This is a genomic window from Aliiroseovarius pelagivivens (assembly GCF_900302485.1).
GTDB classification, from domain to species: Bacteria; Pseudomonadota; Alphaproteobacteria; order Rhodobacterales; family Rhodobacteraceae; genus Aliiroseovarius; species Aliiroseovarius pelagivivens.
In genome coordinates, this window is record NZ_OMOI01000002.1 from 237,749 (window position 1) to 250,560 (window position 12,812).

At 59.5% G+C, this 12,812-nt stretch carries 14 protein-coding genes; 6 read left to right on the forward strand and 8 right to left on the reverse strand.

The window, feature by feature from the left end; all coding sequences use genetic code 11:
* Positions 1 to 11: 11 nt before the first annotated feature.
* On the reverse strand, positions 12 to 602 hold the full coding sequence (gene tmpB, locus ALP8811_RS13340) for a (R)-1-hydroxy-2-trimethylaminoethylphosphonate oxygenase (protein ID WP_108857754.1): 591 nt from the start codon (positions 600 to 602) through the stop codon (positions 12 to 14).
* The gene (gene tmpA / locus ALP8811_RS13345; protein WP_108857755.1) at positions 599 to 1,744 is read right to left on the reverse strand and encodes a 2-trimethylaminoethylphosphonate dioxygenase; all 1,146 of its coding nucleotides are present in this window, start codon (positions 1,742 to 1,744) and stop codon (positions 599 to 601) included. Before tmpA ends, tmpB begins: the two co-directional genes overlap by 4 nt.
* A 99-nt stretch (positions 1,745 to 1,843) precedes the next feature.
* On the opposite strand from tmpA, the gene ALP8811_RS13350 reads away from it, so the two are divergent.
* From ALP8811_RS13350 to ALP8811_RS13370, 5 genes are all read left to right on the forward strand, one after another.
* Positions 1,844 to 2,704 (forward strand): LysR family transcriptional regulator, encoded by an 861-nt coding sequence (locus tag ALP8811_RS13350; RefSeq protein WP_108857756.1) that lies wholly within the window; start codon positions 1,844 to 1,846, stop codon positions 2,702 to 2,704.
* 132 nt (positions 2,705 to 2,836) lie between these two features.
* Complete coding sequence (locus tag ALP8811_RS13355) at positions 2,837 to 3,568, forward strand: energy-coupling factor ABC transporter ATP-binding protein (protein WP_245924664.1); 732 nt, start codon at positions 2,837 to 2,839, stop codon at positions 3,566 to 3,568.
* Positions 3,543 to 4,154, forward strand: a complete 612-nt coding sequence (locus tag ALP8811_RS13360) for an energy-coupling factor transporter transmembrane component T family protein (protein WP_108857757.1) — start codon at positions 3,543 to 3,545, stop codon at positions 4,152 to 4,154. Before ALP8811_RS13355 ends, ALP8811_RS13360 begins: the two co-directional genes overlap by 26 nt.
* A gap of 6 nt (positions 4,155 to 4,160) precedes the next feature.
* On the forward strand, positions 4,161 to 4,712 hold the full coding sequence (locus tag ALP8811_RS13365; protein ID WP_108857758.1) for a biotin transporter BioY: 552 nt from the start codon (positions 4,161 to 4,163) through the stop codon (positions 4,710 to 4,712).
* Between the two features lie 165 nt (positions 4,713 to 4,877).
* Positions 4,878 to 6,413, forward strand: a complete 1,536-nt coding sequence (locus tag ALP8811_RS13370; RefSeq protein ID WP_108857759.1) for an alkaline phosphatase family protein — start codon at positions 4,878 to 4,880, stop codon at positions 6,411 to 6,413.
* Here the strand turns inward: ALP8811_RS13370 and ALP8811_RS13375 are convergent.
* Together ALP8811_RS13375 and ilvD are read right to left on the reverse strand one after the other, a co-directional pair.
* Positions 6,386 to 7,069 carry a haloacid dehalogenase type II gene (locus ALP8811_RS13375; protein WP_108857760.1) on the reverse strand — a complete coding sequence of 228 codons (684 nt, stop codon included), beginning with the start codon at positions 7,067 to 7,069 and terminating at the stop codon, positions 6,386 to 6,388. The genes ALP8811_RS13370 and ALP8811_RS13375 overlap by 28 nt on opposite strands.
* A 102-nt stretch (positions 7,070 to 7,171) precedes the next feature.
* Positions 7,172 to 9,007, reverse strand: a complete 1,836-nt coding sequence (gene ilvD, locus ALP8811_RS13380) for a dihydroxy-acid dehydratase (protein ID WP_108857761.1) — start codon at positions 9,005 to 9,007, stop codon at positions 7,172 to 7,174.
* Between the two features lie 187 nt (positions 9,008 to 9,194).
* Here ilvD and ALP8811_RS13385 point away from each other — a divergent pair, with 187 nt between their 5' ends.
* Positions 9,195 to 10,214 carry an NAD-dependent epimerase/dehydratase family protein gene (locus tag ALP8811_RS13385; protein ID WP_108857762.1) on the forward strand — a complete coding sequence of 340 codons (1,020 nt, stop codon included), beginning with the start codon at positions 9,195 to 9,197 and terminating at the stop codon, positions 10,212 to 10,214.
* A 61-nt stretch (positions 10,215 to 10,275) separates the two neighbouring features.
* On the opposite strand, the gene ALP8811_RS13390 is transcribed toward ALP8811_RS13385, so the two are convergent.
* The 4 genes from ALP8811_RS13390 to ALP8811_RS13405 all read right to left on the reverse strand — a co-directional run bounded on the left by ALP8811_RS13390 (position 10,276) and on the right by ALP8811_RS13405 (position 12,808).
* Positions 10,276 to 10,668, reverse strand: coding sequence for a hypothetical protein (locus ALP8811_RS13390; RefSeq protein ID WP_108857763.1), 393 nt, complete (start codon positions 10,666 to 10,668; stop codon positions 10,276 to 10,278).
* Positions 10,665 to 11,321 (reverse strand): hypothetical protein, encoded by a 657-nt coding sequence (locus ALP8811_RS13395; protein WP_146184030.1) that lies wholly within the window; start codon positions 11,319 to 11,321, stop codon positions 10,665 to 10,667. The genes ALP8811_RS13390 and ALP8811_RS13395 overlap by 4 nt, the downstream gene beginning before the upstream one ends.
* Before the next feature lie 158 nt (positions 11,322 to 11,479).
* Entirely contained in the window at positions 11,480 to 11,746 is a 267-nt protein-coding gene (locus ALP8811_RS13400) for a spike base protein, RCAP_Rcc01079 family (RefSeq protein ID WP_108857765.1), read from the reverse strand.
* Between the two features lie 99 nt (positions 11,747 to 11,845).
* Positions 11,846 to 12,808 carry a LysR family transcriptional regulator gene (locus ALP8811_RS13405; RefSeq protein ID WP_108857766.1) on the reverse strand — a complete coding sequence of 321 codons (963 nt, stop codon included), beginning with the start codon at positions 12,806 to 12,808 and terminating at the stop codon, positions 11,846 to 11,848.
* Positions 12,809 to 12,812 lie beyond the last annotated feature (4 nt).

The following is a 12,812-nucleotide window of genomic DNA, read 5'->3' on the forward strand; positions in this document are numbered from 1 at the left end:
TCCGCGTTTTATCACGTTTTTGGATGATGGAGATCTACCATACGCTGAACCATGGGGGCGAAGTGCCAATAGTCCGGCGTTTCCATTCCGGCGCGCTTGCCAGCTTCGTCCAGATAGCGCACCGCGATGATCTCTTTCAGGTTGGGGTTCTTCTCGAAATCGGCGACCTCGTCATCGTTCATCGGCCCGCCCTGCAGCTCCAACGTGTGCACCGATGCCGCGCTAAGGCGATCGAAATAGGACGGCTTGGTCGCGCAAAGATAGCGTTTCGCCGCCACGTGAAACCGCACGCAATCGGTGATGACGCTCGGGAAGAACTGCTCCAGCACCTCGGCACCGGCATCTTCGTGATGGCGGTCTTCGGTGTCATCGGGGTGATAGGTGCCGAACTCGGACGTGAAGTGGCCGATGTCGTGCAGAAGGGCACCGACAATGATTTCCTCGCTTTGGCCGTTCTGCTCGGCGATGGTGGCTCCTTGCAGCATATGTTCGGCCATCGTGACGTCTTCGCCCAGATACTCCTCACCGCCACGGCGGTCGAAGATCCCGCCAATGAAGTCGACGATGTTTTCCGCGGTGAGGGTTTCGATATTCGGCTTCATTCCGCAGCCTCCTGACGACGCGACCGCGACAGGGCAGCAAAGGTCGAGCGCAGCCCGTCTTTGTCCGAGTAACATCCCTGAAGCCAGCGCGTGCCTTCGCCGGAATAGCCTTTACGCGCATGCAAAACGCGGGTGTTGTCGACGACGAAGCCTTCGCCGGGCTCAAGGCGGAAGGTGACCTCCATCGCGGGGTCGTCAATGATCTCGCCCAGACGACGATAGGCGGCGTAATAGGCCTGCATCTGGTCGAAGGGCACGTCGGTCACGGCGGCCAGCGAACGGTTGTTGAAGCGCAAGCCGATGATCTCGCCATCCGGGGCCAATTCGATCATCGGGCGGCGGGATTGCAGGCAAACGCCCTCTTCACCCGCATATTCGAACCGGGCGCAGTGATTGGCCAAAACGTCGAACGCCGCCGGGTCTTCTTCACGTAAACGGCGGGCGGCGGCGAAGCCGTCCACGACCATGTTCTCGCCCCCAGCGGCTGAGCTTTCCAAACAATAGAGCACCTGCACCGAGGGCACCGGGTCGCGGTATGGGTTGTCTGTATGCGCCTGAAGCCCAAGCCCCGTGAAGGCAAGGTTGGTCGGGTTCACCTCGGTCCGCACCTCGAAATGGCGGCCATAGTTGGTTTCGCGCACATAGCCGAACAGATCGACCACCTTAAACAGTGCGCCGTCCTCAATCGGGCCGTTCACGACCTTACCGAAGCCGTAACGTGTGACCTGTTCCAGCCAGGCGCCCAGCGCATCCGGGTCCGAGGACAGCTGCGCGAAGTCGCCAATCGGCACATTGCCCATCAGCCCTGAATCCCATGTCGAGATCCCGTCGCCCAGCCAACCACGCTCTGTTGCAGTCGGACGGTCATAAGCGTTGTCGATCAACCAGCCCCCATCATAGGTGACGGTCTTGCCTTCCGGCGCGAAGCGGATGGTGATCTGGTCGCCGCTTGCCGCCGCCTCGGTCATATGCGTGTCGGCGGGCAGTTCGCCCAAAGACAGCAGACGCTGGCCATTGCCAGCCGCGCGGGTTTCGGGATCCCAGGAATTGTCACGCAGCCACATAGCGTGAAAACGAAGGGGGCCGTTTGGGGTGGTCAGGGTCAGAACCTGGCCCGCCGGGTCAAGCTGGGTGGTAAACATGCGCGTGTCTCCTGTGACGCGTTGATCCTGTGGTGATTGTCCACGCAATCCGTGATAAGGACAACCAAGCGAAATTGCATCTGAGACCTCGATTTTCTTATGGATAACCCCCTCTCAAACCTGCCCCTCGATTGGATCCACGCGTTCGAGGTCGCCGGACGGCTGGGCAGCTTTACCGCCGCCGCGCAGGAAACCGGACTAACGCAGGCCGCGATCAGCCAACGGATCGGGCATCTGGAAACCCGGCTGGGCGTCGCGCTGTTCATCCGAAAGCCGCGCGGCGTTGTCCTGTCGGTCGAGGGCGAGGCTTGGCTGCCCTATGTCACCCACGCGCTGGGGACATTGCGCCAAAGCTCGGAAGAGCTCTTCGGCATACAACGCAAGCGCCTGACGATCTGGAGCAGCGCCTCGGTCCTTGAACACTGGATTGCGCCGCGATTGGCGGGGCTGTCACTGGGAGAAGACGTACAATTATCGTTCAAGACGCTGATGCTGGCGTCCGAAGACAATCCGCAGCTGCGCGGGGTGCGATTGCGCTATGGCAGCGGCGATTGGAACATCCCCCACCGCGCCCGCCTGTTTGACGAAGTGCTGGCCCCCGTCGCCGCGCCCGCTTTGATGCGAGGGCTGGAGCCGGAGCGCTGGCAGGACCTGCCACGGATCGGACTGTCCGGGCCCCGCATGGGCTGGCATGAATGGGCGGCGCAGACCGGCGACGCCCCCACCCCGATTCCGCTTCTGCGTTTTGATACCTTCACCGCTGCCCTCTCTGCCGCACGCGCAGGTGCGGGTGTGTTGCTGGCCTCGGTCCCATTGGTCGAACGCGCTTTGGCATCTAGAGAGCTGATCCGCCTGTCCGAAGACGCTCTTCCGTCCGAGAATTCCTACTGGATGGTGGCGGAACGCGGAGAGCTGACCCAGCGCCAATGGAACACGCTGACAACTGCGATCTGCACCTGATGTGATCAAATTCGAAGCCCAAAATGTGACGTGGTAGAACTACGTTTTCTGCATTTTCTTGCGGTATTCTCTATTGCGTCCCGCTAAAAGGCCCGTCAAACACCTGCAAACTTCGGGCCTTGGAAAGGGCACATGGACAGTCAGATGAAACCCGCGCGGATCGAATTCAGCACCGCTGCCCTTACGGTGGCCGAGCGTCGGATTCTGTCGGACCTGTCGGTAGACCTGACCGCCAAACGCATCGGCATCATCGGGCGCAATGGGTCTGGCAAGACCAGCTTTGCACGGCTTCTGTCCGGACTGGTGGAGCCCAGCGCAGGCACCGTGCGGATCGACGGAGTCGATCCCGCAAAAGATCGCCGCGCCGCGTTGTCCTTGGTGGGCATCCTGTTTCAGAACCCCGATCACCAGATCATCTTTCCCACTGTGGTCGAGGAACTGGCCTTTGGCCTGCGGCAGCTTGGTCTGGACGATCCCGAGGGAGCTGCCCGCGCACAACTTGATCGGTTTGGCAAATCCCATTGGGCGGATAGCCACGTGCACGGGCTGTCTCAGGGGCAGAAACAACTGGTCTGCCTGATGGCGGTTCTTGCAATGGCCCCGCGCATTCTGGTGCTGGACGAACCCTTCGCGGGGTTGGACATCCCCACGCGGATGCAACTGGGCCGCTATCTGGATCAATATGAAGGCACGCTGGTCCATGTCACCCATGACCCGCACGAACTGACCGCCTATGACCACGTGCTCTGGATCGAGGCCGGGAAGCTGGCGCAACAGGGCCTGCCCACCGACGTGCTGCCCGCATTTACCGCCCAGATGACACAGCAAGGAGAGAGCGATGATATCTCTGACCTCTCCGATTGAGACCCGCGCCCACGGCTGGCCTGCTGGGCTGAAGCTGGCGGGGCTGTGCGTCGTGACGATCGTGCTGTTCCAGATGCAAAGCCTGTGGTTCCATCTGGCCGCTTTCGCAACCACGCTGACGCTTTATGCCCTGCCCGGCCAAAGCTTCCTGCGCGCAGGCCTGCGGTCACTGAAAGTGCTCTGGCCCTTCGTGCTGCTGGTCGGGATCTATCACCTTATCATCCGCAGTCCCGTGGACGGGTTGGTGATCATCCTGCGCATGCTGACCGCAGTCGGGCTGGCCAATCTGGTCACCATGACCACGCGCCTGTCTGACATGATCGCCGTCGTACGCTGGCTGGCCACACCCCTGCGCGCGCTGGGGCTACGCACCGAATATCTTGAGACCGCCATCGCGCTGGTCATTCGCTTTACGCCTGTCCTACTGGCCAAAGGCACCCACCTGACCGAGGCGTGGCGCGCCCGGTCTGCCCGCCGTCCCGGCTGGCGTGTTATCCTACCATTCACGGTTCTTGCGTTGGACGACGCAGACCATATTGCCGATGCGCTGCGTGCGCGCGGTGGTTTCGACGCTATGAAGGAGTGAGAAATCATGGAAAAGAACGTAACCCTTATCGCCCTGTTTGCGGCGCTGATCGCGGCCTTGGGCCTGATCCCCAAGATTGATCTGTTCTTCGGCGTTCCGATCACCGCCCAAAGCCTCGGCATCATGCTGTGCGGCACCATCTTGGGCGCCAAACGCGGCGCGCTGGCTGTGCTCTTGTTCCTGCTGCTGGTCGCCATCGGCCTGCCGCTTCTGGCTGGCGGACGCGGAGGCCTTGGCGTCTTTGCGAGCCCGACCGTCGGCTTCCTGATCGGCTTCCCGATCGCAGCCTTCGTCACCGGCCTGATCACTGAAAAATGGCGTGCCGGCCCCGTCTGGCTGAGCGCCGGCGTGGCGTCCGTCGTGGGCGGCATCATCGTGCTCTATGCCTTTGGCATTCCGGGTCTGGCCTTCATGCTGGACAAGTCGCTGTTGGAAGCCACCGGTCTGGTCACGGCCTTCATCCCCGGCGACGCGATCAAAGCGGCCCTTGCTGGCATGCTGACCGCCGCCTTGGTCAAGGTACGCCCGGCCAGCGTTCTGTCGCGCGCCGAAGCCTGATCCAAACACGCCCTTCGGGCCAAAGCCGCAGCCGCCCCGTGCGCTGCGGCTTTTTCTGTGGCTGCACATTCCAGTTTGCCGATTTCGACGGATCCAGAGAAACTTCCGCTGGACCCAAAGAAATTCCATGCCCTATCAATTGTGAAACGGGGTAGGAGTTCCGCGATGACCGCCAAGAAGAACGTGCTGTTTATCATCATCGACCAATTGCGGGCGGACTGCCTGCATGGTGCTCTGGCCGATCACGTGGACCTGCCCAACCTGCGGGCCCTGATGGACGACAGCGTCACGTTTAAACGTCACTTCTCGGTCGTGAACCCGTGCGGGCCGTCGCGTGCCTCGATCCTGACGGGGCAGTATGCGATGAACCACCGGTCCGTGCGCAATGGCACGCCGCTTCGTCACGACACGCCCACCATCGCCAGCGAGATGCGCAAGGCGGGGTATCTACCGATGCTGTTTGGCTATACCGACACCTCGCAGGATCCGCGCGTGTTCGCGCCAAATGACCCGGCAGTGCAGACCTATGAAGCAGCCATGTCCGGCTTTGTCGAGCAGGTCGAGATGCGGCTTGAGATGTCCTATCCGTGGCGATCCTACCTGATGGGTAAGGGGCATCACTGGGACAATTACTGGCAGCTTTACATTCCCGGCGGCGATGGCTCTGCGCTGAACGCCCCGGCTGTCTATAAGGCCGAGGACAGCGACACCGCCTTCCTGACCAATCAGTTCCTTGACCGGATGCCTGCCTATGCCGATCAAAGCTGGTTCGCACATCTGACGTACATCCGGCCGCACCCGCCGCTTGTTGCCCCCGCGCCCTATAACGACATGTACGATCCGACCACCCTGCCCGCACCCACGCGTGTCGGCACGCGCAAGGACGAGACCGCAGTGCATCCCTTCTTCGGGCCTGCGCTGGCCAAAGAAAAGGCTGCGAATTTCGTCATTGGAGCCAAGGCCGACGACAGCGACGAAACCCTGCAAGCCCTGCGCGCCGTCTATCTGGGACTGGCGACCGAGGTGGACCATCATATCGGCCGCGTCGTCACCTTCTTGAAAGACAGCGGCCAGTGGGAGGACACGCTTCTGATCGTGACCGCCGACCATGGCGAGATGCTGGGCGACCACCACGCATGGGGCAAACATTCGGTCTATGACGCGGCCTATCACACGCCGCTGATCATCCACGCGCCGGGCTGCACTGCGGGGCATGTGGTGGACGTTCCGACAGAAAGCATCGACCTGACTCCGACGATCCTGTCATGGGTTGGACAGGAGGTTCCGAATGCGATGGATGGGCGGTCTTTGCTGCCGCTCATGTCCGGGGAAACGCCCGAGGATTGGCGTGAGTATTCCTTCTCGGAATTGGACTTTGGCGACCCGATCACACCGACCCTGTGGCAAAAAGAGCTGGGCACGGATGCCAGCAATTCCTGCGTCGGCATCCTGCGCGACCAACGGTTTACCCTGATCGAGTTCGCCGCAGACCTGCCGCCGCTTCTGTTTGATCACGGTGGTCAGGGAGAGCTAGAGGACGTGGCGGACAAGCCAGAATTCGCTCCTGATCTGGCGCGCCTGACACGGCAAATGCTGCGCCACCGAATGCGGAACATGGACCATACGCTGTCGTATGACATGATCACCGATCAGGGGCCAAAACGTGCGGCGCGCTATCCCGAGAATGACGCCAGCGCGTAATCCGCCACGTCCTTCAGGCTTTTGCCGCGCGCCATTGGCTCGACCCCCAGCCGTTCCATCGGCAGGCCGTAACGGTTCAGCCAGATCGTGTGATAGCCAAACCATGTGGCCCCGCAGATGTCCCAGCAATTGGACGACACGAACAGGATGTCCGACGCGTCACAGCCGAAGGCATCCGGGCCCATCTGATAGGCCTCGGGTGCGGTTTTGAACTTGCCGACGGTATCGACCGACAAAACATGGTCCAACAGCCCGTCCAAACCGGCGGCCTCAAGCGCGCTGTCGATCATCGCACGCGTCCCGTTGGATAGGATCGCCATCGGCACACCAGCAGCTTTCAAACGGGTCAGCTGAGCGTGGTTTTCGTCGAACGCGGTCAGCTTCTCATAGGCGCCCATCAGCGCGGCACGTTGCTGGGCCGTTGGGGCGACCCCATGCAATGCGCAAGCATAATCCAACCCGTCCCCGGTCACCTGCCAGAAATCGGTATAGCGATCACACATCGTCCGCAGGCGGGTGTATTCGATCTGCTTGTCGCGCCATGTGACGGCAATGTCCGCACCCTTTCCGGGGAAGAACTCTTCCGCCAATGCGCCGACCGAATAGACATCCAGCAGGGTGCCATAGGCGTCGAATGCAATCGCTTTTATGGGCATGGGGGATCCTTTCCGTTCGCCACCTTAGCCTACGGGCAAGCAGGGCGGTCGGGAAAGGGAAAACGGGCGCGAAGGTATTCCTACCTACGCGCCCGATGGTGTTTAGTCGATGACGCGCACGGCGCCTTTGGCTGCCGACGAGGCCAGCATCGCATAGGCTTTCAGTGCCTTCGATACCTTGCGCTTGCGCGGCTCGGCAGGCTTCCAGCCTTTTTCATCCTGCGCCTTGCGGCGTGTGGCCATTTCCTCGTCCGAGATGGCAAGGTTGATAGAGCGGTTCGGGATGTCGATCTCGATCTTGTCGCCGTCCTGCACAAGGCCAATGGCACCACCTTCAGCCGCTTCCGGCGAAGCATGACCGATCGACAGGCCCGAGGTCCCGCCCGAGAAACGACCGTCCGTCAGAAGCGCACAGGATTTCCCCAACCCTTTCGATTTCAGATAGCTGGTCGGGTAGAGCATTTCCTGCATCCCCGGCCCGCCACGCGGACCCTCATAGCGGATGACAACCACGTCGCCTTCCTTGACCTTGCCGGTCAGGATGTTGTTCACGGCGGCATCTTGGCTTTCGCAGACATGGGCCGTGCCGGTGAAGGTCAGGTTCGACGCATCCACACCCGCGGTTTTCACGATGCAGCCATCTTCAGCGATGTTGCCGAACAAAACCGCCAGACCGCCGTCTTGACTGAACGCGTGTTCTTTCGAACGGATTACGCCGCCTTCGCGGTCGGTATCCAGTTCCTTGTACCGGTTCTCGGTCGAGAACGCCTGCGTGGTGCGCACGCCACCGGGGGCCGCCTTGAACAGGCTTTCCGCTTCGGGATTGTTGGCAACCTTGATGTCCCACTTGGCAATCGCTTCACCCATGGTCGACGAGTGAACCGTGGAACAATCGTTGTGCAAAAGCCCAGCACGCGACAACTCACCGAGGATCGAGAAGATGCCACCCGCACGGTGCACGTCTTCCATGTGCACGTTGTGGATGTTCGGCGCGACCTTACACAGGCACGGCACTTTGCGGCTGAGTTGATCCATGTGGGTCATGTTGAAATCAACTTCGCCTTCGTTGGCGATGGCCAGAAGGTGCAGAACCGTGTTGGTGGATCCGCCCATGGCGATATCCAGCGACATGGCGTTCTCGAACGCTTTGAAGGTCGCGATCTCGCGCGGCAGCAGGCCAGCTTCTTCGTCCTGATAGTGGCGCTTTGTGATCTCGACGATCTTGCGGCCCGCTTCCAGGAACAGGCCCTTACGGTCGGCGTGGGTTGCCAGCGTCGAGCCGTTGCCCGGCAGTGCCAAGCCCAGCGCCTCGGCCAGACAGTTCATCGAGTTCGCGGTGAACATGCCCGAGCACGACCCGCAGGTCGGGCAGGCGTTTTCTTCGATGTGCTGAACTTGCTCATCGGTGAATTTGTCGTCCGCAGCGGCAACCATCGCGTCCACAAGGTCGATCTTGGTCATGTCCAGATCGGCAATGTCGATCTTGCCCGCTTCCATCGGACCACCGGAAACGAAGATCACCGGAATGTTCAGGCGCATGGCGGCCATTAACATACCCGGGGTGATCTTGTCGCAATTCGAGATACAGACCATGGCGTCCGCACAGTGCGCGTTGACCATATACTCGACCGAATCCGCGATCACTTCGCGCGACGGCAGCGAATAGAGCATCCCGTCATGGCCCATCGCGATGCCGTCATCGACGGCGATGGTGTTGAATTCCTTGGCGACACCGCCTGCGGCCTCGACCTCGCGGGCGACCATCTGGCCCAGATCCTTCAGGTGCACGTGACCCGGAACGAACTGCGTGAAGCTGTTCACGATGGCGATGATCGGCTTGCCGAAATCGCTGTCAGTCATGCCGGTCGCGCGCCAAAGGCCGCGGGCACCAGCCATGTTGCGGCCATGAGTAGAAGTTCTGGATCTGTAAGCAGGCATGCGGTTCCCACCCTTATCTTAGTGTTCCTGTCTGGCAGCGATTATCACCTCGCGCACGTTGAAACCAGAGCAGATTGACATCTTCGCTGGGATTGCACATTGGCCTCGGCGTATCACCAACCTGCTTGGCGCAGCCGATTGTGGCGTCTAGGGTTAAGCCAGACGATTTCAGAAAAGGTCATTTTCAATGCGTAAACGTAAGGTTCTTGTGACGGGCTCGGCCGGGTTTATCGGCTATCACCTGTCAAAACTTCTGCTGGAAGAAGGCTTTCGCGTGCATGGCTTCGACGGGATGACGGATTATTACGACGTCACCTTGAAGCAGCGCCGCCACCAGATGCTTTTGCAAAATGAAAGCTTTTCGGCCACCGAAGGAATGCTGGAAAATCTGGAGCTGTTTGACCAGATGGCAGACGATTTCGCGCCTGACATCATCGTGCATTTGGCGGCACAAGCTGGCGTGCGTTACAGCCTTGAGAACCCCCGCGCCTATATCGACTCGAATGTTGTCGGCACCTTCAACGTGATGGAGGCCGCCCGGCGTCACGAGGTTGAGCATCTTCTGATGGCCTCGACCAGTTCGGTCTACGGCGCCAATGACGAAATGCCGTTCACCGAAATGGAAAAGGCCGACAATCAGCTGACCATTTATGCGGCCACTAAGAAAGCGAATGAAAGCATGGCGCACAGCTATGCCCATCTGTGGAACATTCCGTCCACGATGTTTCGGTTCTTTACCGTGTACGGCCCGTGGGGACGGCCTGATATGGCGCTGTTCAAATTCACCAAAGGGATCATCGAGGGCACGCCCATCGACATCTACAACAATGGCGACATGTTCCGCGACTTCACCTATGTCGAGGATCTGGTCCGCGGTATCCGTTTGTTGATTGACGAACCGCCCGTGCGCCCCGACAGCAAGGATGACATCGAAGAAGGCGACAGCCTGTCCCCCGCCGCGCCCTATCGCGTGGTGAATGTCGGAAATTCCGACAAAGTGCGTCTTCTGGATTTCGTGGAAGCGATCGAGGACGCGTTGGGCAAGAAAGCCGTGCGGAACTACATGGAGATGCAGAAGGGTGACGTGCCGGCCACATGGGCGGACGCGACCCTGCTTCAACGCCTAACTGGATATCGCCCAGCCACAGATTTCCGAGATGGAGTAAACAGCTTCGTCGCGTGGTATCGGGACTATTACAAAGTCTAAGAAACAAGCCATCAAAGCTATCTGTTCCCGGTAGAAACCCGCCCTTTCGGGCGGGATCTCTTCATTCTTCAATTGGGATCGGCGCAAGATGTAGAAGCGGGATTGCAGAACCCGGTTCCACCCCGACAATGGCCAGAAGCGTATCCTGATTCAGCACGGGTGGCGTATCCGACATGAGCGGAGACCAGATCGCCAGCTTGCTTTGTGCCCGAGCCGCCGCATCTATATCCGCCATTGGCGCATGCGCAGGTGTTTGCAGGACGCTCGACGCGGCAACAGGGAAATCATCACCGGCCAGCAAAGATGCCAAAGCGAAACGCGCGCCGGTTTGGTTCTCCCACCCAGCACGCTTGAATGTCTGAACATCCGCCGCACTGCTTCCAACACAAAGTGCAAACTGGTTGGCATCGGCCATCATGGCCTCGGGACATGCAATAGTTATGCGAAGCGTCATAGCGTTACTCCGATTTTGTCTGCCATCCATTGTTCAAGCATCTCGATCTGCGTGAGGCTAGGCTGAGGTCGGGTGCTATCCCACACCTGAAGCCCATAGAGACGAAACGCCCCGGGAATGCTGCCTGAAACCTCGGCCAAACCTACCCGCAACGGCTGGGCATCGACGAACTCGCTCATCAAGTTTTGCGAGCGCGTCATAACCTTTACACCGTCCAGGCGCATCGTCGCTCCACCCGCGTAGGTTTGCAGCGTAGCAACGCGGATCTGGTGGCCACCCCAGATGCTGTTGGCAACCAGATTGCTGGCGTTCACCCCTTCTTGCACCAATCGACTGTAGTACTGCAGGCGGTCATAGCTCGCATGGGATCCCATCGACATGCCATTCGCGCTGTTTTTACTGATTTCAGCGAAGTTCACACGAGCAGCACCAACTGTTGTGAGCAACTGATAGCCAAGCACCATGGTCATCGGGTTTCCGACCCGTAATGACGGCAAGGAAACCAAACCATCGTCCACGCCATCCGTCTCGATCCAGTGATAGGTACCATCGGTCCGATAGCTGGGACGTGCGGCACTGACCGCTTGGCTCAGATCCAGCCCATTCAGTGTCTCATCCTGCCAAAGCCCGACCGGTTGGTTATCTGCAGTCACGGCAGTCGTTCCCGCATCGTCCTGATATAACTGTGCTGTATTCGCCGGATCGAACATCGCCGAGGGTGCAAGTTGCAACGGCGAGAACGGCGCAGGTGATGACGATGACCCTGCAGTCCGCAGAGCTACCGCCGGAAGTTCAAATCCTAATGACAGCATCAGATCAGCACGAACGCATGAATGCCCGACGCTGTTGTGCCCGTCGACATGACTTTGCGAACACCGACCGGTAGAATGGCGTTGTTGGCGACCACTACTGTACGTGCCATCCCTGCCGCACTTTCAAACGACACCGTGCCACCTGTTTCCACATACAAAGACACAGCAACATTAGGTAGATCGCTCAGGTCGGACGGCAGAACGGGTTCGATGTCGGTGGCCGGTCCACGCAGGGACGGCGAACGGTTTTCGAAGGGGTTGGACATTGCAAGCTCCTGACAAGTTTACACGCTGACAGGCGGCCACAATCTGGGCACCTTGCGTGATGGGTGTCGAGCTTTCTAAACAGAGAGGTTGAAGAAGCCTTAACTGGGCCGAACGCCCCGTTGCGCAGCTTTCAACGCGACGGGCAATACTTCGTGCCCAAAATCGGAAAGCTGGCTCCAAAGATCGTTCAGGGTCGCTTTGCTGTTCTTAGGATCACGGTAGATGCGGATCTCAAGATCTGTGACCAGACGATTGTCCACGATGGTCAAGACACCCTCATCTATTTCGGGTTGGCACAGGCTAAGCGGCAGCCATCCCATCCCGAACCCTTCAAGGATCATCGCTTTTACACTGTTCGCCAGCGCGTTTTGGTTCACGACAAAGACTTTTCGTGGGCTGACAATCTGTTCCACCACGAATTCCTGCACCGATCGCAGCGCCGAAACAGCTCCGTAGGACAGTAGCGGCATCGCGTCTTTCGCCGTTTCACTAAACGTGAATTCCGCCTCCCCGCCAGATTTGCACCGCGACACCGGAACAAATTGATCATGGGCAAGCGTCATATGCTCGAAACTGGCAACCTCAAGCGGGCCAAGGTAATCCATCGACGGATGCCAATAGGTCAGGAACGCATCGCAATACCTCTGTTGCAGCGCGCTGACGAATTGATCTGCCGCCCAAGAGGTCGAGTTCAGATCAGTCTCCATCCCGCCTTCCATCACCAAGGGCGCAATCAGCTGCTTGTAGTGCGTCATGTAAAGCGACTGAGACGCAGCAAAACGGATCACGTTTTCCTTAGCTGCATCAATGGTTTGGCAACGTTCGATCGTTTCTTCATAGGTCCGCAACATGATACGTGCCTGCGACAGGAACACATCACCCGCAGGCGTCAATGTCAGTGGAAGTGTCTCGCGGTTGATAAGCCGCACACCGATGTCGTTCTCAAGCGCGCGGATCCGGCGCGAGAACGCCGGCTGACTGACATTCCGCTCTTCCGCAGCGCGCGAGAAATTTCGGCACGCGACCAACGCTTCGAAGTCTTTCAACCAAAGAATGTCCAAAGGA